The 26,064-nt window shown below is 59.6% G+C and carries 25 protein-coding genes; 14 read left to right on the top strand and 11 right to left on the bottom strand.

Annotated features, from left to right (window positions below):
• Nucleotides 1–40: 40 nt before the first annotated feature.
• From J3A65_RS09290 to J3A65_RS09305, 4 genes are all read right to left on the bottom strand, one after another.
• Entirely contained in the window at nucleotides 41–796 is a 756-nt protein-coding gene (locus J3A65_RS09290) for a hypothetical protein (protein WP_209900832.1), read from the bottom strand.
• Between the two features lie 227 nt (nucleotides 797–1,023).
• Complete coding sequence (locus J3A65_RS09295; RefSeq protein ID WP_092662577.1) at nucleotides 1,024–1,590, bottom strand: transglutaminase-like cysteine peptidase; 567 nt, start codon at nucleotides 1,588–1,590, stop codon at nucleotides 1,024–1,026.
• Between the two features lie 574 nt (nucleotides 1,591–2,164).
• On the bottom strand, nucleotides 2,165–2,776 hold the full coding sequence (locus J3A65_RS09300; RefSeq protein ID WP_062456977.1) for a PilZ domain-containing protein: 612 nt from the start codon (nucleotides 2,774–2,776) through the stop codon (nucleotides 2,165–2,167).
• A gap of 73 nt (nucleotides 2,777–2,849) precedes the next feature.
• Nucleotides 2,850–3,437 carry a PAS domain-containing protein gene (locus J3A65_RS09305; protein WP_209900834.1) on the bottom strand — a complete coding sequence of 196 codons (588 nt, stop codon included), beginning with the start codon at nucleotides 3,435–3,437 and terminating at the stop codon, nucleotides 2,850–2,852.
• Between the two features lie 226 nt (nucleotides 3,438–3,663).
• On the opposite strand from J3A65_RS09305, the gene J3A65_RS09310 reads away from it, so the two are divergent.
• Both J3A65_RS09310 and J3A65_RS09315 read left to right on the top strand, forming a co-directional pair.
• Nucleotides 3,664–4,437 carry a rhomboid family intramembrane serine protease gene (locus tag J3A65_RS09310; RefSeq protein WP_209900836.1) on the top strand — a complete coding sequence of 258 codons (774 nt, stop codon included), beginning with the start codon at nucleotides 3,664–3,666 and terminating at the stop codon, nucleotides 4,435–4,437.
• Between the two features lie 100 nt (nucleotides 4,438–4,537).
• Entirely contained in the window at nucleotides 4,538–4,972 is a 435-nt protein-coding gene (locus J3A65_RS09315; protein ID WP_062456971.1) for a CBS domain-containing protein, read from the top strand.
• Between the two features lie 33 nt (nucleotides 4,973–5,005).
• Here the strand turns inward: J3A65_RS09315 and J3A65_RS09320 are convergent, their stop codons facing one another.
• The 3 genes from J3A65_RS09320 to folE form a co-directional block, all read right to left on the bottom strand.
• On the bottom strand, nucleotides 5,006–5,968 hold the full coding sequence (locus tag J3A65_RS09320; protein ID WP_062458055.1) for a patatin-like phospholipase family protein: 963 nt from the start codon (nucleotides 5,966–5,968) through the stop codon (nucleotides 5,006–5,008).
• Nucleotides 5,969–6,072: 104 nt separating this feature from the next.
• Nucleotides 6,073–6,543: a phosphoribosyl-AMP cyclohydrolase gene (hisI, locus tag J3A65_RS09325; RefSeq protein ID WP_209900838.1), complete on the bottom strand. Its 471-nt coding sequence runs from the start codon at nucleotides 6,541–6,543 to the stop codon at nucleotides 6,073–6,075.
• Nucleotides 6,544–6,551: 8 nt separating this feature from the next.
• Complete coding sequence (gene folE / locus J3A65_RS09330) at nucleotides 6,552–7,166, bottom strand: GTP cyclohydrolase I FolE (protein WP_113110831.1); 615 nt, start codon at nucleotides 7,164–7,166, stop codon at nucleotides 6,552–6,554.
• A 289-nt stretch (nucleotides 7,167–7,455) separates the two neighbouring features.
• Here folE and J3A65_RS09335 point away from each other — a divergent pair, with 289 nt between their 5' ends.
• The 4 genes from J3A65_RS09335 (at nucleotide 7,456) to J3A65_RS09350 (ending at nucleotide 11,421) form a co-directional block, all read left to right on the top strand.
• Complete coding sequence (locus J3A65_RS09335) at nucleotides 7,456–7,905, top strand: iron-sulfur cluster assembly scaffold protein (RefSeq protein WP_062456964.1); 450 nt, start codon at nucleotides 7,456–7,458, stop codon at nucleotides 7,903–7,905.
• Nucleotides 7,905–8,261, top strand: a complete 357-nt coding sequence (gene yidD / locus J3A65_RS09340) for a membrane protein insertion efficiency factor YidD (RefSeq protein WP_209900840.1) — start codon at nucleotides 7,905–7,907, stop codon at nucleotides 8,259–8,261. The genes J3A65_RS09335 and yidD overlap by 1 nt, the downstream gene beginning before the upstream one ends.
• 210 nt (nucleotides 8,262–8,471) lie before the next feature.
• Nucleotides 8,472–10,472: a threonine--tRNA ligase gene (thrS, locus tag J3A65_RS09345; RefSeq protein WP_209900842.1), complete on the top strand. Its 2,001-nt coding sequence runs from the start codon at nucleotides 8,472–8,474 to the stop codon at nucleotides 10,470–10,472.
• Nucleotides 10,473–10,578: 106 nt separating this feature from the next.
• Entirely contained in the window at nucleotides 10,579–11,421 is an 843-nt protein-coding gene (locus J3A65_RS09350) for a lysophospholipid acyltransferase family protein (protein ID WP_062580687.1), read from the top strand.
• Between the two features lie 15 nt (nucleotides 11,422–11,436).
• On the opposite strand, the gene J3A65_RS09355 is transcribed toward J3A65_RS09350, so the two are convergent.
• On the bottom strand, nucleotides 11,437–12,426 hold the full coding sequence (locus J3A65_RS09355; protein WP_174196665.1) for a hypothetical protein: 990 nt from the start codon (nucleotides 12,424–12,426) through the stop codon (nucleotides 11,437–11,439).
• 108 nt (nucleotides 12,427–12,534) lie between these two features.
• On the opposite strand from J3A65_RS09355, the gene J3A65_RS09360 reads away from it, so the two are divergent.
• The 3 genes from J3A65_RS09360 to J3A65_RS09370 all read left to right on the top strand — a co-directional run bounded on the left by J3A65_RS09360 (nucleotide 12,535) and on the right by J3A65_RS09370 (nucleotide 14,994).
• Nucleotides 12,535–13,110: a nitroreductase gene (locus J3A65_RS09360; protein ID WP_209900844.1), complete on the top strand. Its 576-nt coding sequence runs from the start codon at nucleotides 12,535–12,537 to the stop codon at nucleotides 13,108–13,110.
• A gap of 4 nt (nucleotides 13,111–13,114) precedes the next feature.
• Nucleotides 13,115–13,717 carry a flavin reductase family protein gene (locus tag J3A65_RS09365; RefSeq protein ID WP_062456946.1) on the top strand — a complete coding sequence of 201 codons (603 nt, stop codon included), beginning with the start codon at nucleotides 13,115–13,117 and terminating at the stop codon, nucleotides 13,715–13,717.
• Between the two features lie 149 nt (nucleotides 13,718–13,866).
• A complete protein-coding gene (locus J3A65_RS09370) occupies nucleotides 13,867–14,994 on the top strand; it encodes a DUF2336 domain-containing protein (protein WP_209900846.1) in 1,128 nt (375 codons plus the stop codon).
• A 2-nt stretch (nucleotides 14,995–14,996) separates the two neighbouring features.
• Here the strand turns inward: J3A65_RS09370 and J3A65_RS09375 are convergent, their stop codons facing one another.
• Together J3A65_RS09375 and J3A65_RS09380 are read right to left on the bottom strand one after the other, a co-directional pair.
• A complete protein-coding gene (locus J3A65_RS09375) occupies nucleotides 14,997–15,434 on the bottom strand; it encodes a hypothetical protein (protein WP_209900848.1) in 438 nt (145 codons plus the stop codon).
• A gap of 84 nt (nucleotides 15,435–15,518) precedes the next feature.
• Nucleotides 15,519–16,703 carry an AI-2E family transporter gene (locus J3A65_RS09380; protein ID WP_348635227.1) on the bottom strand — a complete coding sequence of 395 codons (1,185 nt, stop codon included), beginning with the start codon at nucleotides 16,701–16,703 and terminating at the stop codon, nucleotides 15,519–15,521.
• 292 nt (nucleotides 16,704–16,995) lie between these two features.
• Here J3A65_RS09380 and J3A65_RS09385 point away from each other — a divergent pair, with 292 nt between their 5' ends.
• Complete coding sequence (locus tag J3A65_RS09385) at nucleotides 16,996–19,539, top strand: HWE histidine kinase domain-containing protein (protein ID WP_209903418.1); 2,544 nt, start codon at nucleotides 16,996–16,998, stop codon at nucleotides 19,537–19,539.
• A gap of 37 nt (nucleotides 19,540–19,576) precedes the next feature.
• Here the strand turns inward: J3A65_RS09385 and parE are convergent, their stop codons facing one another.
• Nucleotides 19,577–21,628: a DNA topoisomerase IV subunit B gene (parE, locus tag J3A65_RS09390; protein ID WP_209900852.1), complete on the bottom strand. Its 2,052-nt coding sequence runs from the start codon at nucleotides 21,626–21,628 to the stop codon at nucleotides 19,577–19,579.
• A 195-nt stretch (nucleotides 21,629–21,823) separates the two neighbouring features.
• Between parE and J3A65_RS09395 the strand changes: the two genes are divergently transcribed.
• The 4 genes from J3A65_RS09395 to J3A65_RS09410 all read left to right on the top strand — a co-directional run bounded on the left by J3A65_RS09395 (nucleotide 21,824) and on the right by J3A65_RS09410 (nucleotide 26,037).
• Nucleotides 21,824–22,711 carry an alpha/beta hydrolase gene (locus tag J3A65_RS09395; RefSeq protein WP_209900855.1) on the top strand — a complete coding sequence of 296 codons (888 nt, stop codon included), beginning with the start codon at nucleotides 21,824–21,826 and terminating at the stop codon, nucleotides 22,709–22,711.
• A 244-nt stretch (nucleotides 22,712–22,955) separates the two neighbouring features.
• Entirely contained in the window at nucleotides 22,956–23,726 is a 771-nt protein-coding gene (gene tpiA / locus J3A65_RS09400) for a triose-phosphate isomerase (protein ID WP_174196660.1), read from the top strand.
• A 94-nt stretch (nucleotides 23,727–23,820) separates the two neighbouring features.
• Complete coding sequence (secG, locus tag J3A65_RS09405; RefSeq protein WP_062456931.1) at nucleotides 23,821–24,273, top strand: preprotein translocase subunit SecG; 453 nt, start codon at nucleotides 23,821–23,823, stop codon at nucleotides 24,271–24,273.
• 135 nt (nucleotides 24,274–24,408) lie between these two features.
• Nucleotides 24,409–26,037, top strand: a complete 1,629-nt coding sequence (locus J3A65_RS09410; protein ID WP_062456928.1) for a CTP synthase — start codon at nucleotides 24,409–24,411, stop codon at nucleotides 26,035–26,037.
• Nucleotides 26,038–26,064 lie beyond the last annotated feature (27 nt).

A 26,064-nucleotide genomic window follows, 5' to 3' on the forward strand; every position in this document is an offset into this window, starting at 1 on the left:
GGTTTATGATGAACGTTTGGTTGCTTCGCAGAGGACCATTTTACCGATTGACCTGCGTTACCGGGTGCCCGGTCACAAGGCGGGTTTGGACAAATGTCCGAACTCCGGCGTCAATCTTCTGCCAGTCGCGCAAAAGCGCGCTAGAGAATCGATAAAGCACGGTCAGATCCTGCCCGACTCGGATATCGCGCTGGCAGTCGCCGCTGGTAGGGCGCTCTCCCGCCGATGGAAATAGGCAACGCACGGCGTAGGGGGAGGCGGCACCGGGCTGTGCGCCCGTCAGAATCACCTCGTTCCCGTAACCGCTGTCCGCCCGGAGGCGATGCAGTGTCAGCCCATGCTCAGCCGGTTCTGCCGGGCCTTCGAAAAGTCCCTCGTAGATCGGCTGAAGCCGCCCCGACATGTCGCGCGACATGGTGCTCTGCGACATCTGTACGAAGATCAGAGATGCCGGCTGGGAGACGGTGTCGAATCGCGCCCGATTGGTGGCGCTGTAGCCCGTCATTTCCGGCCAGGTCAGATAGAGATCCGCCCGTTCAGTTGGACCGCTCCGTCTCTGCTCTTTGAAACGGAGCGTGTTGCCTGAAAGCTGGATCGTATCCTGCCCGATCACCAAGTCGAATGTCTCGGTGCTCTCGGAATGGCCACCCAGCATCATCCGCTCGCCGAGCCATCGGCCGCCAACGCTGATGGCGCTGGTCACTATGCCAAGCGCAACCACGATGCCGGTGATCTTGTACAGGGTTCGCCTGGATAGAAGCGGGCTGTCCGTTTCACTAAGGCTGTCGGGTTGCATGCGGCCGGGCTCTCGTCACTGGAGTGGCCGGCGGACCGAACGAGGGGTGCGACCGCGCCGGCAGCGATACCGCCATTGTTGCGGATTTGTGGTTAATGGATCGTTAGTCATAGTCGCGCGACAGCGGTGAGCGCCATAAACGGAAACGCCGGCAGGATACCTCCTCGGAGGCCCTGCCGGCGTTTTGAATGATGACATGGTCGATCATCCGTCGGGGTAATCTTGTCTTACTGGCTGACGCTGCCGACTGCGGTGGCCCGGCCGTCCTGGAGCTTGACCCAACGCGCCGGATCATCGGTCGCCTGGCGCTTCAGGTATGTGTATTCCGTATCGGTCCAGATCATGACCTTGTTGCGCATGTTGTCGAGGACGAAGTCGCCGCGATCCGTGCGGACGGTCAGGACTGCATGACCTTCGCCATTCGGCTGCAGCACGACCGTGATCAGCAGGTTGGAAGGCGAAATGCCCTGCTGCGTCAGCATCTTCCGCTTCAGGAGCACGAAGTCCTCGCAGTCCCCGACGGTCCGCGGGTATGCCCAGCGCTCTTCGACGCCGTAGATTTCCTGGTCGGTCATCGGTGTGATCGAGGTGTTGACCGTGTAGTTGACGTCGAGGATCGTGCGCCAGGTGTCTTCGGTGAGTGCCACGGGGCCGGCGTCCTTGTAGGATGCCACGCATTCGCTCGTGTAGGTCTTGCAGAATTCGTAATGACCGATCGGCGGGTTTGCCTTGCCGATAACGCGCATGGCGCCGGATGGCATTGCAAAGGACTGGACGGTCATGGAGCCGATCATTGCAGCGGCGGCGATTGCGAATGCGAGAGCTTTACGGCAGTTCATTTTTCTTGTCTCCCCGTTGTGGGGAAACAATGCCTCAGACCCTTTGATCGACCGCAAAATACCGCAGTAAAATCAGATGCTTATTCTAATCAACTTTGGCGAAAATACGCGTCGAATTCGACGTGCTTTTTCATAAAATACGCACTGCTTTTTCGGCGAATTTGCATAAAATGCGAGGTAAATTTGACCTATCCGCTCCTATCTCCCTGATACGGCATCGCTTTGATGAAACGTGACATCATCGAAAGGTGAGCGAAGTCTTCGATTTGCCTGTGCCTGATGCTTTGCTTCGCCGCGTTCCGGGACGAAATCGCGACCAAAAAAGCCCGTTTCGCCGCCTAAAACTGCGCGAAAAAAATCCCGAAAAGGCACAAAATAATTCTGGCGACGTGTTTTTTCGGGATTTTGGTGTGCCGGACCAGCAGTCCAGCGCCGCTGACGATGGCGGTGATCTTAAGAATTCACGCCGGAGCAGACACAGCACAACTCAGCTGCGGGCAGGCGGGTTAGAAAATGGATATGATGAGGCTTACAGGAACTCGGTCAGCGCTTCGCGGGACTGGACCGAGTGAAACTCGATCGCGACGCCTTCCATGAAGTGACGCACCACGCGTCCGCGCATGTTTCCGAGGCGAAGCGGGGTCCCGATTGACGGACGGGTCTCGATGTCGACAGCCGCACCGGAAAGCGAAAGGTCAAGCAGCCGGCACGGATAGCGGCGCCCGTCGTCGAGAGTAATCTCCGAACGGGTGTTGCGCGGGGTGAGACGATCGTGGCGACGGTCCTCCGGCAGCCCGAGTTCATGCTTGTTGGCGATCCAGGTCAACTGTGCGGCAAGTTTTTCGCGCTTGCGGTCGGTCGCGTTGATCATCATCAGGAAGCCGCCGCCGGCAACACTGAGAACTGTCCCTTCAAGGCGGCCGACGTGATCGAGATAGGCGATGACCCGCTCGTTGGTCCGTGGACGACCGGCACACTGGAAGCTGACGTCCCCGGGGGACATCTCGATCGCGGTGCAGGCATATTCCTCATGGTCGGCCAGCATCAAGCGGCCGCCGATGTTCACGGAGACGCGTTGGAATGAGCGCTGCGCTGCAGTTGCTTGCGAAACGGATGCCTGAGACGAGGTGCCGGAAAACATGGATGAGCGCTTTTTCAGCTAGAGTCCTAGCCTACATTAGCGACAGGGCGTTAATATATGGTTCCCGAAGCCGTCATTGTGGGAAGAAGCTCGCCGGCAGGAAGCGGCGCAGAAGTCCTGACTGGACCAACTGCGGCTGGTCATGCCCGCAGACGGACAACCTGCCGGTTTCATCGCTTTCGACAAAGCCCCAATCTTGAAGATGCAGCCCACTTGCCGGTCTGGCCGCTACCGGGAAAGGGCCGTCGGCAGGCAGAAGTGCTCCGAGTACCCGGTCGCTCCCGGTTTCGGAAGAGCGAAGCGGCATCATCAGCATTTCGCATTCGATTGACGTGCCGGCTACGTTCAGGACTACGTCGGCAATCGCGGGTTTCTCATGGACGAGGATCTGAATGACGACCTCCTGGGCGCGATCGTTTTCTTCGAGATCCCAGATCGTGCGGAACGGCATTCCGCGAAACTCGCCACCGAACAACTCGCATAACCGCGTTCCCGCAAGCCGAAACGTCAATTGGTCGTCTGCCTCGTTTGCGACGATGAAGAGATGAGGCAGAAATCTGCGCAGGGCGACCGGATCGATCTCGTTGCGCATGGGAGGCAACCGCCCGTCGCACAGACCTGTCCAGTATTCGAAGATTTCCGTCGTAGCCGGATTTCGCATTCGCTTTCCCGTGATCCATTTCGAGACGCTTCATCCCGTGCTGAACCGCTTTCTAAGGCACAACACGAGGGTCAGCCTTAACGCTGCGAAAACCATGCCAGAGCGGTGAGCCTAGACGAAAGAATGTCGAACCCGGCGACTAAGTGCTTGTATCCGGTGCTATCTGCAGCTTTTCTTCAGGCGGGTCGTCCTGTAAGCCTGACGCTTCAACAGGGAAGGAATTGTAATGAGCGACAGGCAAGACCTGCCGGGTGCCACGAACGATACGGACAGGGATGCGGACACCATCGACGACCAGTCGTCGCAGCCAGTTTTCAATCTTCCCCGAAGTCTGGTGATCACGGTCCTGTTCCTGGCCGTCGTCTATCTTGTCGATGCTTACTTGCTCGACGAGGAGGCGCAGATCTCGGTGCTGATGTGGTTCGCCTTCACGCCCGTACGCTACGTCGTTCCGTTTGCGGAGCAGAATTTTGAATGGCTGTGGACGCCTGTCACCTATTCCTTCCTGCATGGCGGTATCGAGCATATCGGCTTTAACGCACTCTGGCTGGTTGCCTTTGGAGCGCCGGTCGTGCGTCGCATCGGAACTCTCCGCTACGTGCTGTTCTGGATTTTCTCGGCAGCGGCGGCAGCTTTCTTCCACGCCGGCCTGCATTGGGGCGACCAGACGCTGCTCGTCGGCGCTTCAGGCGTCGTCTCAGGCTTGATGGGCGCCGCGTGCCGGTTCGCGTTCCCGGACGGCCGCGGATACGACCGCAGTTTCGGCCATCTCCATCCACGTCAGTCCATACTCGGCTCTTTCCGGAACCGGACAGTGGTGATTTTCACGGCGATGTGGTTCTTCGGAAACGTGCTTGTCGCCATCGGCCTGCCGCTGATCGGATCCGATGTCGGAGAAATTGCCTGGGATGCTCATATCGGTGGCTTTCTCTTCGGCTTCTTGTTTTTCGGCCTGTTCGACAGGATTGCCGCCGATGACCATCCATTGGCGCCCGCTTGATCTCCAGTTGCTGTCGTCTTAAACTTCGCGTCGAGGGACTGTGCCGCAAACGTCTTTGAGGGGAGACGTTTCGGTTCGAATGGTTTTGGAGGAGCGAGCCATGTCGACGACCGTAAAGAGCATGCTGGATTCGAAGGGCCGTAACGTCGTGACCGTCAGCCCGGACGAGACGTTGCGCCAGATCGCGGGCATCTTGAACGACCGAAACATCGGTGCCGTGATCATTGCCGGTATGGAGGGGCGTATTGCCGGCATTTTTACCGAGAGAGACCTCGTCCACTGCATCGCCACCAAAGGCGTCGATGCGCTGGAGCAGCCGGTCAAGGCCGTCATGACAACCTCCGTGCAACGCTGTCGGGAGGATCAGACGGCAGACGAGGTGATGGGCATGATGACGGCGGGACGGTTCCGCCATGTCCCGGTAGAAGCCGACGGCAAGCTCTCCGGCATCATTTCGATCGGCGACGTCGTGAAATCGCGGCTGCGCGAAGTGGAGATCGAAGCCGAACAGATGAAGGCCTATATCGCCGGGTAAGTTGGCAGCGAATGTGGCACGTTCGCCCGCATCTTAGCGGGCGAAAACTTCCTGCATGCGCTGAAGCGCCACGATCTGCGACATGGTGGCTTCATAGCCCCGGTCGATCGCCTCGCCGGCGCGGTGGAATTCGGACAGACCGATATCGTTGAGGCGCGGATGCAGCGCCAGATCAGGCGGATCGCCGGCCAGTCTCGCCCGCGATATGCGCTCCTGGATGATGTTGAACGCCTGCACCATGGTGCCGGTGACACCGACGCGGGGGTCGTCCTGATGGCGCGAACGCTCGTGATCGTCCGGCGCATCGGCTGCAGTGTGTTTGACAACCGCGGACCGGCCGAAGACATCGTAGTTGAGGTTCACGGCCACGACCAGCGGCTGCTCGTAGGCGCGACAGACGGAGGTCGGGACCGGATTGACCAGCGCGCCATCGACCAGCGTGCGGCCGCTGCATTTCACAGGTTCGAAAATCCCCGGCAGCGCGTAGGACGCCCGAAGGGCGCGGATCAGAGAGCCGGCCGAAATCCACACTTCGTGCCCGGTATGAAGTTCCGTCGCGACTGCGACGAAGGGGCGGTCGAGATCTTCGATGGAGATGCCCTGCAGGTGTTCCTGCATTCGCTTCGTCAACCGCATGCCACCGATCAGGCCGCCGCCACCGATGGTGAGGTCGAGAAGCGCCGCGATCCGCCGCATGGTCAGAGATCGGGCAAAGCTTTCGAGTTCGTCGAGCTTGCCTGCGAGATAACAGCCTCCGACCAGCGCGCCGATTGATGTGCCGGCAATCATCCCGACTTCGATGCCGGCTTCGTCAAGCGCGCGCAACACGCCGATATGCGCCCATCCGCGGGCCGCGCCGCCACCAAGTGCTAAAGACAGCTTTGCCTTGCGTGGCTGCTCAATGACAATGGGAGGAGGGGACGTCTGGAGCCGATTTGTGACAGCGTCTGCTGGCGCGGCTTGCCGCTCGTTGCGACTCCAACTCCAATTCATCATCGCCATCACCTCTCAGCTGAACACAGCCACGTACGCCAATTAACGCATCGTTTGGTTGCCAATTCGTTATTCAGGTGGGGATGGTATGAAAGCGGTGCAGACGCCTACCGCTTTCCCGTCTCATCATGACCAGAATACACATGCTCTGGATCAAAGTGACGCTGTTGATCCTGTATTTCAAGGACAGCGCCACCGTCACTTTTCTTTACCGCACGATAGAAACAGGAGCGTCGCCCGGTGTGGCAAGCGGCGTCATGGCCGGACATCGAGACCTTGAGCCAGACGGCGTCCTGATCGCAATCGGTCCTGATCTCATGCACAGTCTGCAGATTGCCGGAGGTCTCGCCCTTCTTCCAGAGTTTCGCTCTCGACCGGCTGTAGTAGTGAGCGACGCCCGTCTCGACCGTCAGCGCGAGCGCCTCGGCGTTCATATGCGCCACCATGAGCAATTCGCCATCGCGAATGTCGGTCACGACAGCGGTCACAAGACCGTCGGTATCGAAACGCGGCGTAAAGGCGCCGTCACCCTCGAGCTCGGCCTTATCCGACGACGGCGCTTGAAAAGTTATTGTCATTTCGGCGCTCAGCGGTTGCGGGCCATGGTAAAGAAACGCGCCTGCTCGGCCGCGTCGGTCTTGAACTCACCGGTAAACCGGGTCGTCAGCGTCTGAGATCCCTGCTTCTCCACACCGCGCATTTCCATGCACATGTGTTCCGCCTCGATCAGGACGGCCACACCGCGCGGCTTCAATGTCGTGTCGATCGCGCTGGCGATCTGTGCTGTCAGATTTTCCTGTGTCTGGAGGCGACGACCGTAGATCTCGATCACACGCGCGATCTTGGACAGCCCTAGGACCCGGCCCTGCGGAAGATAGGCAACGGTGGCCTTGCCTTTGATCGGCAGCATGTGGTGCTCGCAATGGGAGAAGAATGGAATATCGCGAACGAGAACCATATCGTCATAACCAGAGACCTCCTCGAAGGTCCGGCCGAGAACCTCTTCGGCGGACAGATCATAGCCCGAAAAGAGCTCGCGATAGGCTTTTGCAACGCGCTTCGGCGTATCGAGCAAACCTTCGCGCTCTGGATCGTCACCAGACCACTGGAGCAAGACGCGCACGGCGTCCTCAGCTTCCTGCTGGGTCGGACGAGGCTGTTTCTGGCTGGAGGCCGGAAAATTCTTCAAAATAGCATCCATCTTGTGTCCCTCGATGCGGGCCAGGGCCACATCCGATCTCACTATGGTAAAAAAGCTGATCGCCATGGATCACGCCGGAATACCAGTTTCCTGACTTTTCGTCTGCGCGTCCCGAATTTTCAAGGCATACCATCGCCGTTTTCAAGCGTTTCTCGAAAACGTGTTTCCTTGATAATTCCCGTCGCGGACAACATATAGGGGCCTAATCCAGATTGTGGTAGGTCATCCCGGTAGACGGTGCGTTCGATCGGTCGAGCGGATGTCGAGGACGATGACGTGAGCGAGCGACATGGACGAGATCTATAACCAGAAAATTCTTGAGTTTGCGGGGAACATTGGCCGCGCGGGTGCAATGGACGATGCGGATGCGACGTCCGAAAAGCACTCCAAGCTCTGTGGTTCAAAAGTTCGTGTTTACCTGAAAGTCAGTGACGGCGTGGTGAGCGACTTCTCTCACGAGGTGAGGGCCTGCGCCCTTGGTCAGGCGTCGTCGTCGATCATGGCACGGCATATCGTCGGCGCGCCGGTCGACGAACTGCGCCAGGCGAGGGTCGACATGCTGTCGATGCTGAAAGAGGGCGGCGAAGGCCCGGTCGGCCGCTTCGAAGACATGCGCTACCTGAAGCCTGTGAAGGATTACAAGGCCCGGCATCCGTCTACCATGCTGACGTTCGATGCGGTCGTTGACGCGCTCGATCAGATCGACGTCCGCGACCGGGCCGACAAAGCGACCGCCTGATGTGCGGTTCGCCGGATTGTGACCACAACACAAAACGCGGCGGGCCCTATCGATCGCGAAACTGGCAAGGCCTGTTCAAAAAGACGCCCGGACGCCTCGCCGGTATGGGACTGATCCGGTTCTATCAGCTCACTCTTTCCGGCTTTGTCGGAAACGGCTGCCGCCATATTCCGACCTGTTCCGAGTATGGCTACGAGGCGATCGCCCGACACGGGCTCTGGCCCGGTCTCTGGATGACACTGTACCGAGTCGCGCGCTGCGGTCCGGGTGGCTCCGGCGGACTGGACCCGGTTCCGGACCTGCAGAGGCAACGCCAGGTCTGGTGGATGCCCTGGCGATACTGGCGTCATGGATAAGCGTGACACCAGCCCAACTATCTCAAATGACGTTAGTCCTTGCAGCTCGCCAGAGCTCGGAAGCTATAGGCTTTCCGACCATCCGTTCGCGGGTTCCAAACCTTTACTAACGGCCCGAAACACACTATCACCGCGCCCGTTGCCGGCCGGTCGATCTGGCCATTTTACCACCACCCGCATTCGTTGGCGGGACTGGACAGGAGATAGAACATGTCCCAGGTTTCCCTTACATTTCCCGATGGCTCCGTCCGCACGTATGATGCCGGCACGACCGGCCGTGAAGTTGCCGAATCCATTTCCAAGTCGCTTGCCAAAAAGTCTGTCGCGATCGCGATCGACGGCACCGTGCGCGATCTCTCCGACCCCGTCGTCGACGGTCAGATCGAGATCGTTACCCGTACGGACCCCAGGGCACTCGAACTGATCCGCCACGATGCAGCGCACGTGATGGCAGAAGCCGTCCAGGAGCTCTGGCCCGGCACGCAGGTGACCATCGGTCCCGTCATCGAGAACGGCTTCTATTACGACTTTGCCAAGGCCGAGCCCTTCACCCCGGACGACCTGCCGAAGATCGAAAAGCGGATGAAGGAAATCATCCAGCGCAACAAGCCCTTCACCAAGGAAGTCTGGCCGCGCAACAAGGCGCGCGAGGTTTTTGCAGCCAAGGGCGAGGCCTACAAGGTCGAGCTGGTCGATGCCATTCCCGAAGACCAGGATCTGAAGATCTATTATCAGGGCGACTGGTTCGACCTGTGCCGCGGGCCGCATATGGCGTCCACGGGCCAGATCGGCACGGCTTTCAAGCTGATGAAGGTGGCTGGCGCCTATTGGCGCGGCGACAGCAACAATGTCATGCTGACGCGCATCTACGGCACAGCCTTTGCGGAGCAGGAGCAGCTCGACAACTACCTGCATATCCTGGCCGAAGCCGAAAAGCGTGACCATCGCAAGCTCGGGCGTGAAATGGACCTGTTCCATTTCCAGGAAGAGGGCCCCGGCGTCGTCTTCTGGCACGGCAAGGGCTGGCGCATGTTCCAGACCCTGACGTCCTACATGCGCCGCCGCCTGGCCGGCACCTACGAAGAGGTCAACGCACCGCAGGTTCTCGACGCGTCTCTCTGGGAAACGTCAGGTCACTGGGGCTGGTATCAGGAAAACATGTTCGCGGTGAAATCCGCTTACGCGTTCACGCATCCGAAGGACGAGGGAGCGGACAATCGCGTCTTCGCATTGAAGCCGATGAACTGCCCCGGCCACGTCCAGATCTTCAAGCACGGTCTGAAGTCCTATCGCGAACTGCCGATCAGGCTTGCCGAATTCGGTCTCGTTCACCGCTACGAAGCGTCAGGCGCGCTTCATGGTCTGATGCGCGTGCGCGGCTTCACGCAGGACGACGCGCACGTGTTCTGCACAGACGAGCAGATGGCGGCCGAGTGCCTGCGGATCAACGATCTCATCCTCTCCGTCTACGAGGATTTCGGCTTCGAGGAAGTGGTCGTGAAGCTCTCCACGCGTCCGGAAAAGCGCGTCGGCACCGATGATCTCTGGGATCGCGCCGAAAGCGTCATGACGGACGTTCTGAAAACCATTGAAGAACAGTCCGGCGGTCGCATCAAGACCGGCATTCTTCCGGGCGAGGGCGCCTTCTATGGCCCCAAGTTCGAATACACGCTGAAGGACGCGATCGGTCGCGAATGGCAGTGCGGCACGACTCAGGTCGACTTCAACCTGCCGGAGCGCTTCGGCGCCTTCTACATCGATGCCAACTCGGAAAAGCAGCAGCCGGTGATGATCCACCGTGCCATCTGCGGCTCGATGGAACGGTTCCTCGGCATTCTGATCGAGAACTTCGCAGGCCACATGCCGCTGTGGTTTGCACCGACCCAGGTCGTTGTCGCGACCATCACTTCGGACGCAGACGACTACGGTCGGGAAGTTGCCGAACAGTTGCGCGATGCCGGCCTGCAGGTCGAGACCGACTTCCGCAACGAGAAGATCAACTACAAGGTCCGCGAGCATTCGGTGACCAAGGTGCCGGTCATCATCGTCTGCGGCAAGAAGGAAGCCGAGGAGAACTCGGTCAACATCCGTCGTCTGGGGTCGCAGGCGCAAACGTCGATGACGCTTGAAGAGGCGATCCGGTCGCTCTCGGAAGAAGCGACGCCACCGGACCTTCGCCGCCGCGCAGCACTGAGAAAGCGCCCGGCCTGATCAAGACCAGCGCCCGCGGGCCATGTCCGCGGGTGCTGTCAAAAAACTGCAATCGTTTTGTAATATTGCCTTCCCATCGGATGCGCCTTTCCGTTGGGAGACTGATTTGCGGTTCAGAGAACTGTCCTACGCCAATGACAGGGATCCGCGCTTCAAGCGCTGGTTCATCCGGTCTATCGAAGGGCTCTCGGGACGCGATCGTTTCGCCCGGCTGTATGATATCTGGCGCACCGACATCGTCGGCAAGAGCGACCGCGTCTTCGGCAAGATGCTCGATATCATCGACGTGGGTCTCGAGATCGAAGGCGCATGGCCTCCCGAAGAACAGCTGCAGTCTCCACTGGTCATCGTTGCAAACCATCCGTTCGGCATCGGAGACGGAATTGCCGTGCTGGCACTTGCCGAACAGCTCGGCCGACCTTTCCGCGTGCTGATCCACAACGATCTCCTGAAGGTTCCTGAGATGGAACCCTATTCGCTGCCCGTATCCTTCGAGGAGACGAAGGAGGCGCTGGTGCTGAACATGCACACGCGGAACGAAGCGATACGGCTGCTGAAAGACGGCACGACCATCATTATCTTTCCAGCCGGCGGTGTCGCAACCGCGAAGAAGGGCTTCGGCATTGCCGACGACCTGCCGTGGAAGATCTTCGCCGCAAAACTCATTCAGGCTACCAGGGCCAACGTGGTTCCGGTCTATTTCGAGGGGCAGAATGGTCGGCTCTTTCATCTGGCCAGCCGGATCTCGATGACATTCAGGCTGTCGCTTCTCATCCGCGAGTTTAAACGCCTGTCTGGAACGTCGATCACGGCACGGGTGGGCAGGGTGATGAGCTGGGACGATATGGCTGGGACCACAGACCGCAAGGAGTTGCTCGGTCTGCTCCACAGTGCCGTCTTCTCCATGCGACCCGTCAGACGTCAGCGGTTTCTCAAGAAGGCCAGTTGACCCAGAAAGCCGATGTCAGTCGGGCACGACGGCAGCGGTCGTGGCATCTGACGGGTTGGCATTGCGCATCAACACCTCGACATCCACGTTGTTACCAGCCGTCACCTTGAATTCGCGCTGATAGATCTTGTCCTTGTTGCGGGCAACGGCGAGATAGTCGCCCTCGGCCAGCACCATGGAGGGCAGGGCGCTGACGCTTTCGTTGACCACGTCGCCCGCTGCCGTCAGCACCGACCAGGCCGTGTCGGCGATGGCTTCGCCACCCGGCTGAGACACGAGCTTCAGCGACACCTCCGCGGCCTTGTGCTGCAAGACAGCCTGCGTCAGCTTGCCCGCTTCCACCTGGATGTCGGCACGCACGACGGCGTTGATGTCACCGTACTCAGAAACCACGTGATAGGTCCCTGTCGCAAGCCGCACGATCGTGTTGGGCTTCACCTCCGACATCACCAGGGCCCGATCGCCGTTTTCGCGGACTTCGGCCGCATAGACGGAGAAGCTCAGCTGTGCCGGTGGGATAGTTTGGTCCGCTCCGGCAACCGCGTTCAGGATGAACCCGCCGGCATCAAGGACAAGGGTCTGTTTCTGGAAGTCGCCTTCAGAGGGTACAGTTACTTTTTTCGTGACGCCGGCGCGGCCGAACGCGACATTCACGAAATAATCACCCGGCGCCAGCTGGAAGGCGGCGGATCCGCCGTCGGAGCTTGCAACAAGCGGAAGCTTGCCGTCCACACCGGCAATCGGGCTGAACACGCGCCAGGCAAGACCTTCCTGCATCACGTCGCTGTCAGCCGTCAGCCTGGCATCAAACCGCACATCCTTCGCGATCGAGCCGGCGCTTTCGCCCGGTGTGGCCGAGAAGGCGTTCAGCTTGGGCATCTTCCCCGTGCTGTCGAGCTGGCGGAAGCTTCCGAACGCATCGCTTTGCGCGAAACCCAGGTCGGCAGCGGTCAACAGCAGCAGGCCTGCAGCAGCGATACGGGTAACGAACGATAGGCCTGGCATCAGGATATGACCCGTTGACTCTTGTTTTGCGAGAAGCCACTTGAAGACGAACGTCCGGGCATTTTCAAGGCCTACCTCTATATCACGTATCGATCGGAAGCTTTCGACATGGAAAACAACCTGAAGCTCAGCGATTACCTGCAAGAGCGCCACTCGACGCCCGTTGCCCAGATCACAGGCCCGGGCCCATCGCAAGAAGAGCTCGAATCGATCTTGAGCATGTCGGTCCGCGTTCCCGATCATGGCAAAATCGCGCCTTGGCGCCTTGTCGTCTATCGGGGTGACGTTTGCACGAAGCTCGGCGAAGCCTTCCTTGAACTCGCGCTCGCCGGTAACCCGGAGATGAATGAACCGGCCAAACAGGCTGAACTGACGCGTTTCACACGTGCACCGCTTGTCGTTGCCGTTGTCAGCACCGCGCAGCCCCACGTCAAAATCCCTGAATGGGAGCAGGTCCTGTCGGCTGGCGCTGTCTGCCTCAACATGCTGATGGCTGCAAATGCACATGGCTATGTTGCCAACTGGCGCACCGAGTGGGTGTGCTACGACGAGCGAGCCCTCGACGCTCTTGGCATAAGCCCGGGCGAAAAGGTCGCGGGTTTCATTCATATCGGCTCGAGCGATTTCGCGACGCCGGACCGGCCGCGGCCGGCTCTTGCCGACATTGTCACCTACGCAGGTTGAACGCATGTTTTATCGCACCGACACAAACGCCCACGGCATGCGCCATGATCCCTTCAAGGCGATCGTAGCGCCGCGGCCGATCGGCTGGATCGGTACCAAAGGCCGCGACGGTTCGCTGAACCTGTCGCCCTATTCTTTCTTCAACATCGTGTCCGATAACCCCAAGATCGTGATGTTCTCCTCGTCGGGACGCAAGCACAGTCTGAAGAATGCGTCGGACACGGGTTTTTTCACGGCAAGCATGGCCAGCCGCCATGTTTCCGAACAGGTCAACGCTTCCTCGGCTCCGGTAGATTACGGGGTGAATGAGTTCGACCTGGCTGGCCTCACCGCCAGAATGGGAGAGGTCGTCGACGCGCCCTACGTTGCGGAGGCCTATACCGCGCTGGAATGCCGTCTTACCGAAGTGATCCAGCCGAAGGATCTCAAGGGCGAGCTCACCGACGCCTACATGGTGTTTGGCGAGGTGGTCGGAATCCATATCTCCGAAGACATCATCCGGGATGGCCGAATCGACATGCAGCTTGCCCGACCGGTCGGCCGCATGGGCTACCGTGACTATTCCGATGCCGGCGAGGGCGTGTTCGAACTGATCCGTCCGACGTGAGATTTCATACTCTCGGCCTGGTTCAGGCTACGCGTGAGGTGCGCCGCGCCGGGTGTGGAACATGGTGAACCAATCTTAAACTTTTTGTCTCTACCGTGGCACCAGGCTGTTCCAGACGGAGCAGCAGCGTTGTGTTTCCGGGGCAGGTCGTGATCGTACAGGCATTTCTTCGTTGGGCTGAGACGGCAAGGGCTGGGGACCGTTCCCGCGCAGCGGATGCCCTTGGTCGGGCATATCTCCACGCGGCGATGGGGGCGGAAGAGCGCAAGGCTGCCGGATTGGCGATCACTTACCTTCTCGATGACCCTTCGCCGCGCGTACGTCTCGCATTGGCAGAATCGATCGCCGATTCGCCCCAGGCTCCTCGTGCGATCATCCTCGCGCTTGCGGAAGATCAGGTCGAGATCGCCTGTACGGTGATTGCCCGCTCGCCCGTCATAAGCGACTCGGATCTTGTCGACCTGATCGGCCGAGGCGATGGAATGATCCGGCGTCTGATCGCCTCGCGGCCCAATCTTTCCCGCGGCGCCTGTGCAGCACTTGCAGAAATCGGCGACGAGCCGGAAATTCTAATTCTGCTCGAAAGTGGCACTGCGTTGATCACAGGCATATCCCTGCGCCGGATCGCCGAGCGGCATGGACAGCGCCACGACATTCGCAACCTTCTGCTCGAGCGCGAAGACCTTCCTTCAGAAGCGCGCCACATGCTCGTTAGCCATATCGCGGACACGCTTCTCAACTGCGGTCTGGTCCGCTCGACGCTTGCTCGCGGCCGTATCGAATATGTGGGCCGCGAGGCCGACGAAGCGGCAACCGTCGCAATTGCAGGAACGACGTCCCAGCAGGAAGTGCCGGCACTCGTCGAGCATCTCCGGGCATCGGGACGCCTCACACCGTCTTTCCTGATCCACGCCCTTTGCCTTGGCAAAGCGGACCTCGTTGCAGAGGCGGTATCGACCCTTTCCGGGCTCGGAGAGCGTCGCGTGAGGCCTATCCTGGCGACAGGCCGCCTTCATGCCGTTCGCGCCCTTTTTGAAGCCTGTGGTCTGACAAGAGAGATTGCCGCCGTCTTCGTCGAGGCTGTCCTGCTCTGGCGCGACGCGTCGGCGGGTCGTTCCACCGCTGATGTCTGCGGTCGTTTGATCGAGAGGTTTTCAGGGGCTGCAGGGCAGCATCCGGCAGTCTCGGATATGATCCAGATGATCGAGAGACGGCATCGTCTGGAGATGCGGTTCGCCGCACGGGCCTATGCGAGCGAGTTAGCGCTTGCTGCCTGAGCTTAGCGGTCGAAACGCTTGGCAACCCACGAATAACCGCCTTCGACAAGCCTTACGGGCGTCGTCACGAGCGTCTTGACGCCTTCGGTCGTTGGCAAAACGTTGCGAACCCGCTGGATCGCACGGCTGGCCAGACCTTCCTTCTGCTTCTCGCTTACGTCGCTGTCTGGCTCCGGAGCCGCCGCTATCGGCTCGGACGCTTGATCCCGCACGGGAGGGGTTTGCGACTGTGTTGCTGTCTCGATCGCATCGTCCGGATTTTGGCAGACGGCGATGATTACAGGATAATGCTGATTGGCATAGGACGGTAGCCTTTCTTCGGAAACGGCATCGCACATGGCGACCGTTGGCCATCTCTGGTCGACCGTCGAGATGTAGCGGCAGTCCGTGGCCGAATCGTTGCAGCCCAAAATACTCATGACGATGAGCGCGGAATTCATGCTGTTTTCCCCAATGGCGGTTGTTGGGGGTTAGATTGCTCAATGATGGCGCCAGCGAGGCGTCACGGCAGCGGGGCTGAACGCTTAAGGCGTTTGCGCCTTTCGCTTATAGGCCCGCTCCGCCGCTTCGGTGGGCGACACCGCAAGGTCGGCCGATTGCACTTCGGTCGTCTCTGCCATCCGGACCTCGCGAATCCATTCCCGCCATATCGACACAATCAGCGCCATCAGAACCGGACCGATAAACAGTCCGAGAAAGCCCATGGTTTTCACACCACCAACAAGGCCGAAGAATGTGGGAAGGAATGGCAGTTTGATCGGGCCGCCAACCAGGCGCGGACGAACCGTCTTGTCGACGATAAACAATTCCACCGCACCCCACGTGAACAGCCCGATCCCTGCGACGAACGAGCCGTTGGCAACGAGATAGGCAGATACCAGCGTGAACGAAAGCGGCGCGCCGCCCGGAATAAGCGCCATTACACCAGTGATGACCCCAAGTGTCACAGGCGAGGGGACGCCAGCAATCCAGTAGGCCACGCCAAGCACGATGCCTTCGCCGATCGCAATCAACGTCATCCCGGTCACCGTCGAACTAATTGTCGCCGGTACGACACGCGAAATCCGCTCCCACCGCGACGGCAGGATGCGCTCACCAACGAGATCAATCTGGCGTGAAAACGATGCGCCGTCACGATAAACGAAAAACAGCGCGATCATCATGAACAGCATGGTCAGAACGAGATGGAAGACGCCATCTCCGGCAGCAATCACGGCGCGGTAGATATTGCCGATATTGGCTCCGCTAACGATCTGTACAAGCTCGCCGATGGCGCCAGGTGACCCAACATGCTTTGTCCACTGCAACCCGAGCCAATCACCGGCCCAGGGAAGGCCGATGATCCAGGCTGGAGGCGGTGCCCCGAACCTGTTCACTTCGACCGCCCAGCTGAACCACTGGCGCAGTTCACCCGTGGTGTAGCTGATCGCGACGCCGATCGGCACAATCAGAAAGGCGAGGATGAACAGAATGGCAAGCGTCGCGGCGATTGTCGTGTTTCCGCCAACGCGGACCAAGAGCTTGCGATAAAGTGGCCAGCTCGCAAATCCAATGACCAAGGCGGCCAGAACCGGCACAAGGAAGCCGTAGAAGAAATAAATCGACGCAGCAACAATCAGGACCAGAAGCCATCGAGCTGCCGATATCGCCGGTATCAGAGCAATGCGATTGGGAGAGACCGGTCCCAGCCAACGCGGTTCTATAGGGATGTTCCGATCATCTTGCGCGCTCACGATATACTGCCACTCCCGATTGCTGTCGCCGATATGGTGTCTCGGCCATTACGCTGCAAGCCTACCGTGGACCTCTTAACCGAGCCCTTCATCGTCTGCCTATCCTTCAGATACGATACAAATGTGAAAACACCGAACCATAACTTCGTCTAGGGCATCGCGATGGCTAAACCGTCTTTGTCAGCGCCCCTTGTTTCGGTAGAGCAGAACAATAGATAACCGTAACGTACGCGTGTTTTATAAGAGACGAGATCCAAGGACTTTAATGATGCTCAATGCGGAGGCGGTCGACCTCACAAATTGCGACCGCGAGCCAATTCACATCCCAGGGAGCATTCAACCGCATGGTTGCATTCTTGCCTGCGACTTAACTGGCGCTGAGATTCTTCACCACTCTGCGAATGTCGGAGAGATGCTCGGTGTTGAAGGTGACATCAACGGCCGGAGGCTCGAGGACGTCGTCGGTGGCGAAGCGGCCCATTCGCTTCGCAACGCGCTCGCGACCTCTGATGATCCAGCACGCCCGGCGCTACGCCATGCCTTGCGACTCCCGTCAGGCAAAGCTTTCGACATCTCGTTGCATCGTTTCGATTCCAAGGTGATCATCGAGTTCGAGCCGGCTTCCAACGATGCCGATCAGCCGCTCGAAGTTGCGCGCATGTTGATCAGCCGCATTCGCAACATGAAGAGCATCGACAGGCTTATCGAGAACGCTGCAAGGCTGATGTTCGCCATGCTCGGATATGACCGCGTGATGGTCTATCGTTTCGAGGAGGAAGGGTCCGGCAAGGTCGTCAGCGAATACAAACGCCGCGACCTCGAGAGCTTCAAGGGCCAGTATTTTCCTGCAGCGGATATCCCGAAACAGGCACGCATTCTCTACATCAAGAACACCATCCGCGTCATCTCCAACGCTGACAACGAGCGTGTGGCCATCGTCCCTGAGTTGGGCGAAGACGGCCTGCCGCTTGATATGTCCTTCGCGCATCTGAGGAGTGTTTCGCCGATCCACTGCGAGTATCTTCGCAACATGGGCGTCTCTGCCTCGATGTCGGTGTCCATCATCGTTGATGGGGAGTTGTGGGGGCTGATGGCCTGCCACCACTATTCGCCAAAGACCTTGTCGATGCCCCAGCGCGTTGCGGCAGAAACGTTCGGCGAGTTCTTCTCCCTGCATTTGAGCGCGCTGAAACAAAAGCAACTGGTCGAAACGGCAAATCTTGCCAGACGTTCGCTTGACCGATTCCTTCAGATCGCTTCCAACCACAACGATATCAGCGGGCTGTTGAGAAGTTCGCTGGATGATTTCGGCGGCATGCTACCCTGCGATGGGGTCGGGCTTTGGCTTGACGGGATCTGGACGGGGCAGGGCCTCGTGCCACAGGAGCATCTCGTTGCCGAACTGGCGGAACTGGTCGGCGGCGTCGCAGGCGGACGGATTTGGTCGACGGCCGAATTGTCTCGGTCGCTACCGTTGTCGATGATCTCGCCGGACGACGTGAGCGGCGTTCTTGCCATTTCGTTGTCCCAGCGCCCTCGCGACTATCTGTTTTTCTTCCGCAAGGAAGTCGTGCAGACCCTCGATTGGGCAGGCAATCCCGACAAGCAGTATACCAGCGGACCGCATGGGGAGCGACTGACGCCGAGGTCGAGCTTCGCCATCTGGAAAGAACAGGTACGCCTCAAGGCTCAACCTTGGACCGATACGGATCTCGAGATTGCCGACGCCATCAGGGCAGTTCTTGTCGAAACCGTACTGCATCATAACGAACTGCTTGCGGACGAGCGCGGTAAGGCGGACGTGCGCCAGCGCATGCTCAACGAGGAGCTCAACCACCGCGTCAAGAACATCCTGTCTGTGATCAAGGCGCTCGTGGGGCATCCTGTGGATGACTCAAGACCGCTGTCCGATTACGTCGGCTCGCTGAAGGGACGCATTCAGGCATTGGCCTATGCGCATGATCAGGTCGTCCGCAGCGGCGATGGCGGACATCTGGCCGACCTTCTCGAAGCCGAACTGCAGCCCTATAAGGGAAGCGGCCGCATCGTGACGATGAGCGGACCGCGATTCTGGCTTGATAGCCGTGCGTTTTCCGTCATGGCCCTCGTCCTGCACGAAATGTCTACCAATGCTGCAAAATACGGTTCGCTCTCGGTATCTGACGGTCGGCTCGACATCGAGTGGGGCCGAAGCGCCGATGGCGACTGCGAGTTGACCTGGAAAGAAACCGGTGGTCCGGTCACAAAGGCGCCCAGTCGCAGTGGGTTCGGCAGTGTCCTTATCAGCCGCAGCATGCCCTTCGAGCTAGATGGTCGGGCATCGGTCGACTATCCGCCCGAGGGCGTCAACGCGGTCTTTGTCATCCCCTCCAAGCACGTTCACGCAGATGATGACGCGGCATCCGAGGACGATCTCCACCTGGATGGGCTCGGCGGACGGACGGCGAGCGAGCGATCACTCGGCAATCTGGAGTTCCTTCTTGTGGAAGATCAGATGCTGATCGCAGCCGATGTCGAGGCGATGCTGGCGGACAATGGTATCGACAAGGTATCGACATCGCCTTCGGTCTCGGACGCGCTTCGCCGCCTCAAGGATTTCACCCCGGACGTCGCGATCCTCGATGTCAATCTGGGATCCGGTACGTCGCTTCCAATCGCGGAAGAACTTCTGCGTCGTCACGTGCCCTTCGTGTTTGCGACGGGATACAGCGATCGCTCTATCATTCCAGCGACATTTTCAGCGCCGGTTGTGCGCAAGCCCTATGAAGCGACGGCGTTGATCGCCGCCGTCAGCAAGGTTCTGGAACGATAGCTTCAAAATGCGACCGGAAGTCTTCCGGTCGCAGCAATCAGATATCGAGGTTATCGGCAAAGGCGGCGCGTTCCTGGATGAACCGGAAGCGCGCGTCGGGCCGTGTACCCATCAGATTGTCGACCGCCTCGCGCGTGCCTTCGAAATCCACCTCGTCGATCCCGACGCGCAGCAACGTGCGTTTGGCGGGGTCCATGGTCGTTTCCTTCAACTGCGCAGCCATCATCTCGCCAAGGCCTTTGAAGCGACCGATTTCGACTTTCTTGCCCTTGAACACCGTTTCCATCAATTCGGCCCGATGCGCGTCGTTGCGGGCATAGACGGTCTTGCCACCCTGCCGGATGACGTAAAGCGGCGGCACGGCCAGATAAAGATGGCTGCCGCGGATGAGTTCGGGCATTTCCTGATAGAAGAACGTGATCAGCAGCGATGCGATATGGGCGCCGTCGACATCGGCGTCGGTCATGATGATGACCCGCTCGTAGCGAAGATCCTCCTCGCGGTATTTCGTACGCGTGCCGCAGCCAAGCGCCTGCACGAGATCTGCGATCTGCTGGTTGGCCGAGAGTTTCTCGCGGCTTGCCGAGCCGACGTTGAGGATTTTACCTCGGAGCGGAAGAATGGCCTGGTTCAACCGGTTACGGCCCTGCTTCGCCGAGCCGCCAGCCGAGTCACCCTCGACGATGAACAGTTCGGCGCCCTCGGCCGTGTTCTGTGAGCAATCGGCAAGCTTGCCGGGAAGGCGCAGCTTGCGCACGGCCGTCTTGCGATTGACCTCTTTTTCCTTGCGGCGACGAAGCCGCTCTTCGGAGCGCTCGATCACCCAGTCGAGCAGTTTCGCGGCCTCGTTGGGATTTCCGGTCAGGTAATGATCGAAGGGGTCGCGCAGAACGTTCTCGACGAGCCGCTGAGCCTCCACGGTCGCAAGCTTGTCCTTGGTCTGGCCGACAAATTCCGGCTCGCGGATAAAGACAGACAGCATGCCCACGGCCGAGATCATCACGTCATCAGTGGTAATTTCGCGGGCACGTTTGTTCTGGGTCAGTTCGGCGTAATTCTTCAGGCCTTTGGTCAGCGCGATGCGCAACCCGGCTTCGTGCGTGCCGCCTTCGGTCGTCGGGATGGTGTTGCAGTAGGAGTGAACCTGCGGGTCGCCACCATACCACGTGATGGCCCATTCCATGGCGCCGTGACCACCGGTCTTTTCGGTGCGGCCCGCAAAGATTTCGCGAGTGACGGTGAAATCCTTGCCGAGCGTGGCCGAAAGATAGTCCTTCAGACCGCCGGGAAAATGGAAGACTGCCTTGTCCGGCACATCGCCACCGGCCTGAACCAGTGACGGATCGCAGCTCCAACGGATTTCGACGCCGCCGAACAGATAAGCCTTCGAGCGCGCCATGCGGAAAATGCGACCGGCATCGAACTTCGCGTGATCGCCGAAGATCTGCGGATCCGGATGGAAGCGGACGCGGGTGCCGCGACGATTGTGTACGTCACCGAGTTCTTCGAGCCCACCTTGCGGAACGCCGCGGGAAAAACGTTGGCGATAGAGCTTCTTGTTGCGCGCAACCTCTACTTCCAGCATGTCGGAAAGCGCGTTGACGACGGAGACGCCGACGCCATGGAGGCCGCCCGAGGTCTCGTAAGCCTTTCCGTCAAACTTACCGCCGGCGTGAAGCTTGGTCATGATGACTTCGAGCGTCGACTTGCCGGGCACCTGCGGATGGTTTTCCACAGGAATGCCACGACCGTTGTCGGTCACAGTCAGGCAACCTTCGGTATCCAGATACACCTCGATGAAATTGGCATGGCCGGCCACGGCTTCGTCCATCGAGTTGTCGATGACCTCGGCAAACAGATGGTGGAGAGCCTTTTCGTCCGTGCCGCCGATATACATGCCGGGGCGCATACGCACCGGTTCCAGCCCCTCCAGCACGCGGATCGACGATGCGCCGTAGTCGTCGCCGTCGGCGGCGATTGTAGCCGGACGTCGCGGCGAAGGCGCTGCCTTGACGGCGGGTACAGGTTCCGCTGGCGCTGATCTGGGGAGAGCGGGCGTATCGGCAAAAAGGTCGTTATTGTCATCCATTGGCGGTGTCGGTACTACCTGTCGGGGTGCGGAGGAGATAGCCATACCCATCTCGTGCTGTTTCGAATCACATGCGATTTTGCAAGAAAACCGGCTTTCTCGCGATGCCGTACGCACACGGCGGCTCTGCCAGCAATGCTGCCTCGGCTTTAGCATGGCAAGTTGGAAGACAGAAGGTTCCGAATGAAAGCCCGCATGTCCACAGTTCATTTCTTTTTCGGCACGCTTCTTGCTGGCATGGTCGCGTTCACCGCTTCAGCAAGCCTCGCGCAGGAAGGCCCCATCAAGCCGTTCAAGGACGAGCTTTTCTCCAGGTTCGAGGTGCTGGAGACTAAGGACGGCGGCGCTTACGAGGTGATCGACTATCAGGAACTGCGCGACATCAACGGTCGTGACAGTGAGCCTGAGCGGCGGGTCAAGAATGCCTATGTGGCGCTTGGACCGCGCCGTGTCCAGGAAAATGAAACCCTGGCCTTCTCCGGACGGACCCTTGATGTCACCAGGGTGGGACCTTCTCAAGGTGGCGCCTTCACGGTGATCTTCATTCACGGCAGGGGCGGCGACAGGCGGCTCGGCGTCAACGACTACACGTTCGGCGGCAATTTCAACCGGCTGAAGAACCTCGTCACCGCGTCAGGCGGGACCTACTATTCGCCAAGCGTAAAATCCTTCGACGACAAAGGTGCAGCCGATATCGCCGCCCTTATCCGCTATGCGTCGGAGAAATCGACTGGACGTCCAATCATCCTCGCCTGCGCCTCCATGGGTGGCTTCATCTGTCAGGCCGTGAGCCGTGACGCCACGAAGATCCGCTCTCTGAAGGGAATGGTCCTGCTCGGCGGTCCACCTGATCCGGGTCTGCCGTCGACGCCGTTCGCCAAGGCGAAACTGCCGGTCTATATCGCCCATGGCAGTGCCGACAGCGTCTACGCAGCCAGCGGACAGACCGAGATCTACCGGAAATTGCAGAGCGCCGGATACCCGGTCCGTATGTCCGTTTTCAACACGGGTGGGCACGGAACGCCGATCCGGATGATCGACTGGCGCAAAGCCCTCAATTTCGTGCTTATTGCCCACAAATAACCGGTTTAAGCGCAATCGGGCGTTTCAATGGATCTCAACCGATTGAATCGCGGCGTGCATCGCTTGCGGTGCGCGATGAGTGGGCTCTAGGCCGGTGTCCCGGCATCCATGATCCATCCAAGCACTTGAAATGCGTTCATTATTCAGCGTACGAAGTGTGAAAGGACATGTCGGGAGGCCTGTTCTGCACGTTTAGGTGGCGGCGCTCAACGGCGTCGGCTGGAGGAGAGGAACAGGGATCGACATGACACCAGAAATTCGCCCGCTTATTGCCGGAAACTGGAAGATGAACGGCACGAGGGACAGCCTTCCCGAGATCAAGGCGATTGCTCAGGGCGTGATGGGACCTCTCTCGGAAAAGGTCGAAACCCTGATATGCCCGCCGGCCACGCTTCTCTATGTGGCGACGGCGCTTTCGACAGACAGCCCGCTGATGATCGGCGCCCAGGATTGTCATCGGAAGGATTGCGGCGCGCATACCGGTGATATTTCAGCAAACATGATCGCCGACTGCTTCGGCACGCATGTGATCGTCGGCCATTCCGAACGGCGCGTCGATCATCGTGAAACGGACGCGACGGTTCGCGCCAAGGCCGAGGCTGCCCATGCAGCCGGATTGATCGCGATCGTCTGCGTCGGCGAAACGGCGGAGGAACGCGACACCGGTCAGACACTGGATATTCTGAAGCGTCAGCTCGATGGCTCCCTGCCAGATGATGCGACGGCCGCAAACACGGTCATTGCCTACGAGCCCGTATGGGCGATCGGATCCGGCGTGACGCCGACCGCAAGCGATGTGGAAGCCGCGCATGCTTTCATGCGCGCAGAACTTGTGAAGCGGTTCGGCGACGACGGCAAGGGGATGCGTCTCCTCTACGGCGGCTCGGTCAAGCCGGGCAATGCGGCGGAGCTGATGGCGATCGAAAATGTCGATGGCGCATTGATCGGTGGCGCCAGCTTGAAAGCCGACGATTTTCTCGCCATCTACGGCGTCTATGAGGCCTTGACCGCCTGAGCCATTCAATAGGGGCTTGGAAAGCGGGCGGGCCTCATGTAAAGAGCCGCCAAACTTCTTCTATTGCCTCGCCAACGGGGCAGGGATCTTATTCATGCAGACTGTTCTGATCGTCATTCATCTCATGATCGTGCTGGCGCTTGTCGGCGTCGTGCTGATCCAGCGCTCCGAAGGCGGAGGGCTTGGCATCGGCGGCGGTTCCGGCTTCATGTCGGCGCGCGGCACGGCAAACGCCCTGACCCGCACGACGGCGATCCTGGCGACGCTGTTTTTCGTCACGTCATTGGCGCTCGGTATTCTGGCACGCTACGAATCGCGTCCAACGGATATTCTCGACCGCATTCCGCAGAGCCAGCAGGGTTCAGGCAATGGTATCTTGAACCAGCTCGGCCCGGCACCGACCGCTCCGCCGGCAAGCAACGGCGTCCCATCGGATGGCGCGAGTTCAGCGCCTGCTCCGACAGCACCGGCAACGGGAGCACCGGCTCCGGCGACACCGGCCCCGGCAACGCCCGCTCCGACGAACAGCGTTCCAACCGGCCAGTAAGGCACGGTTGAAGGCAACAAACTCCGGCGGGCCAAAAGCCTGCCGGTTTTCGTTTGTGGAGATTCCACAGACTTTTTTCGGAAAAAGAAAATTCCGCTGGCGGAATCAGAAATCAGAAGGTATTCGGTGGCTCCCATGGCGCGATATGTATTCATCACAGGCGGCGTGGTTTCTTCCCTCGGAAAAGGAATTGCGGCCGCGGCCCTCGGAGCACTGCTCCAGGCGAGGGGTTACCGGGTTCGGCTGAGGAAGCTCGATCCTTATCTCAACGTTGATCCGGGCACTATGAGCCCGACGCAGCACGGCGAGGTCTTCGTGACCGACGACGGCGCTGAGACCGATCTGGATCTCGGTCACTACGAGCGGTTTACGAGCCGTTCGGCGACCAAGACCGACAACATCACCACCGGCCGCATCTACAAGAACATCATCGACAAGGAACGCCGCGGCGACTACCTCGGCGCGACCGTTCAGGTCATTCCGCATGTCACCAACGAGATCAAGGATTTCGTCACCGAGGGCAATGAGGACTACGATTTCGTCCTCTGCGAAGTTGGCGGTACGGTCGGCGATATCGAAGCGATGCCGTTCATGGAGGCGATCCGCCAGGTCAAGAACGACCTGCCGCGCGGAACAACGATCTATCTGCATCTGACACTGATGCCGTTCATTGCGGCAGCCGGCGAGCTGAAGACCAAGCCGACCCAGCATTCCGTCAAGGAACTGCAGGCGCTGGGTATCGCGCCGGACATCCTGCTGGTGCGCGCAGACCGGGAAATCCCGGAGGCCGAGCGCCGCAAGCTTTCGCTGTTCTGCAACGTTCGCCCATCCGCGGTCATCCAGGCGCTCGACGTCGCCAACATCTACGACGTCCCTATGGCCTACCACAAGGAAGGCCTCGATTCGGAAGTGCTGGCTGCGTTCGGCATCGAACCCGCTCCCAAGCCCCGTCTGGACGCCTGGGAAGAGGTCTGCAACCGCATCCACACGCCGGAAGGCGAAGTCACGATCGCGATCGTCGGCAAGTACACAGGCCTCAAGGACGCGTACAAGTCGTTGATCGAGGCCCTGCATCACGGCGGCATCGCCAATCACGTCAAGGTCAATCTTGAGTGGATCGAATCGGAAGTCTTCGAGAAGGAAGACCCGGCTCCGTGGCTTGAAAAGGTTCACGGCATTCTGGTTCCCGGTGGGTTCGGCGAGCGCGGTTCCGAAGGCAAGATCCTCGCAGCGCAGTTTGCCCGCGAGCGCAAGGTTCCGTATTTCGGCATCTGCTTCGGCATGCAGATGGCGGTGGTGGAAGCCGCCCGTCATCTCGCCGGCATCGAAGACGCATCCTCGACGGAGTTTGGTCCTGCAAAGGAACCGGTCGTCGGTTTGATGACGGAATGGCTGAAGGGCAACGAGCTCGAGAAGCGGTCAACCGCCGGCAACCTCGGTGGCACGATGCGTCTTGGCGCCTATCAGGCGGCTCTGAAGAAGGGCACGAAGATCGCCGAGATCTACGGGTCGACGGATATCTCCGAGCGCCATCGTCACCGCTATGAAGTCAACGTCCAATACAAGGACCGCCTTGAAAACTGCGGCCTCGTCTTCTCGGGAATGTCACCGGACGGCCTTCTGCCGGAAACGGTCGAATATCCTGATCATCCGTGGTTCATTGGCGTTCAGTACCATCCGGAACTGAAGAGCCGACCGCTCGATCCGCACCCGCTGTTTGCGAGTTTCGTCGAGGCAGCGCTCGAACAGAGCCGTCTCGTGTAAGACAAGAAAAACCCGGCTTCGGCCGGG

This window comes from Rhizobium sp. PvP014, from assembly GCF_017876855.1.
In the GTDB taxonomy this organism is placed as follows: domain Bacteria; phylum Pseudomonadota; class Alphaproteobacteria; order Rhizobiales; family Rhizobiaceae; genus Neorhizobium; species Neorhizobium soli.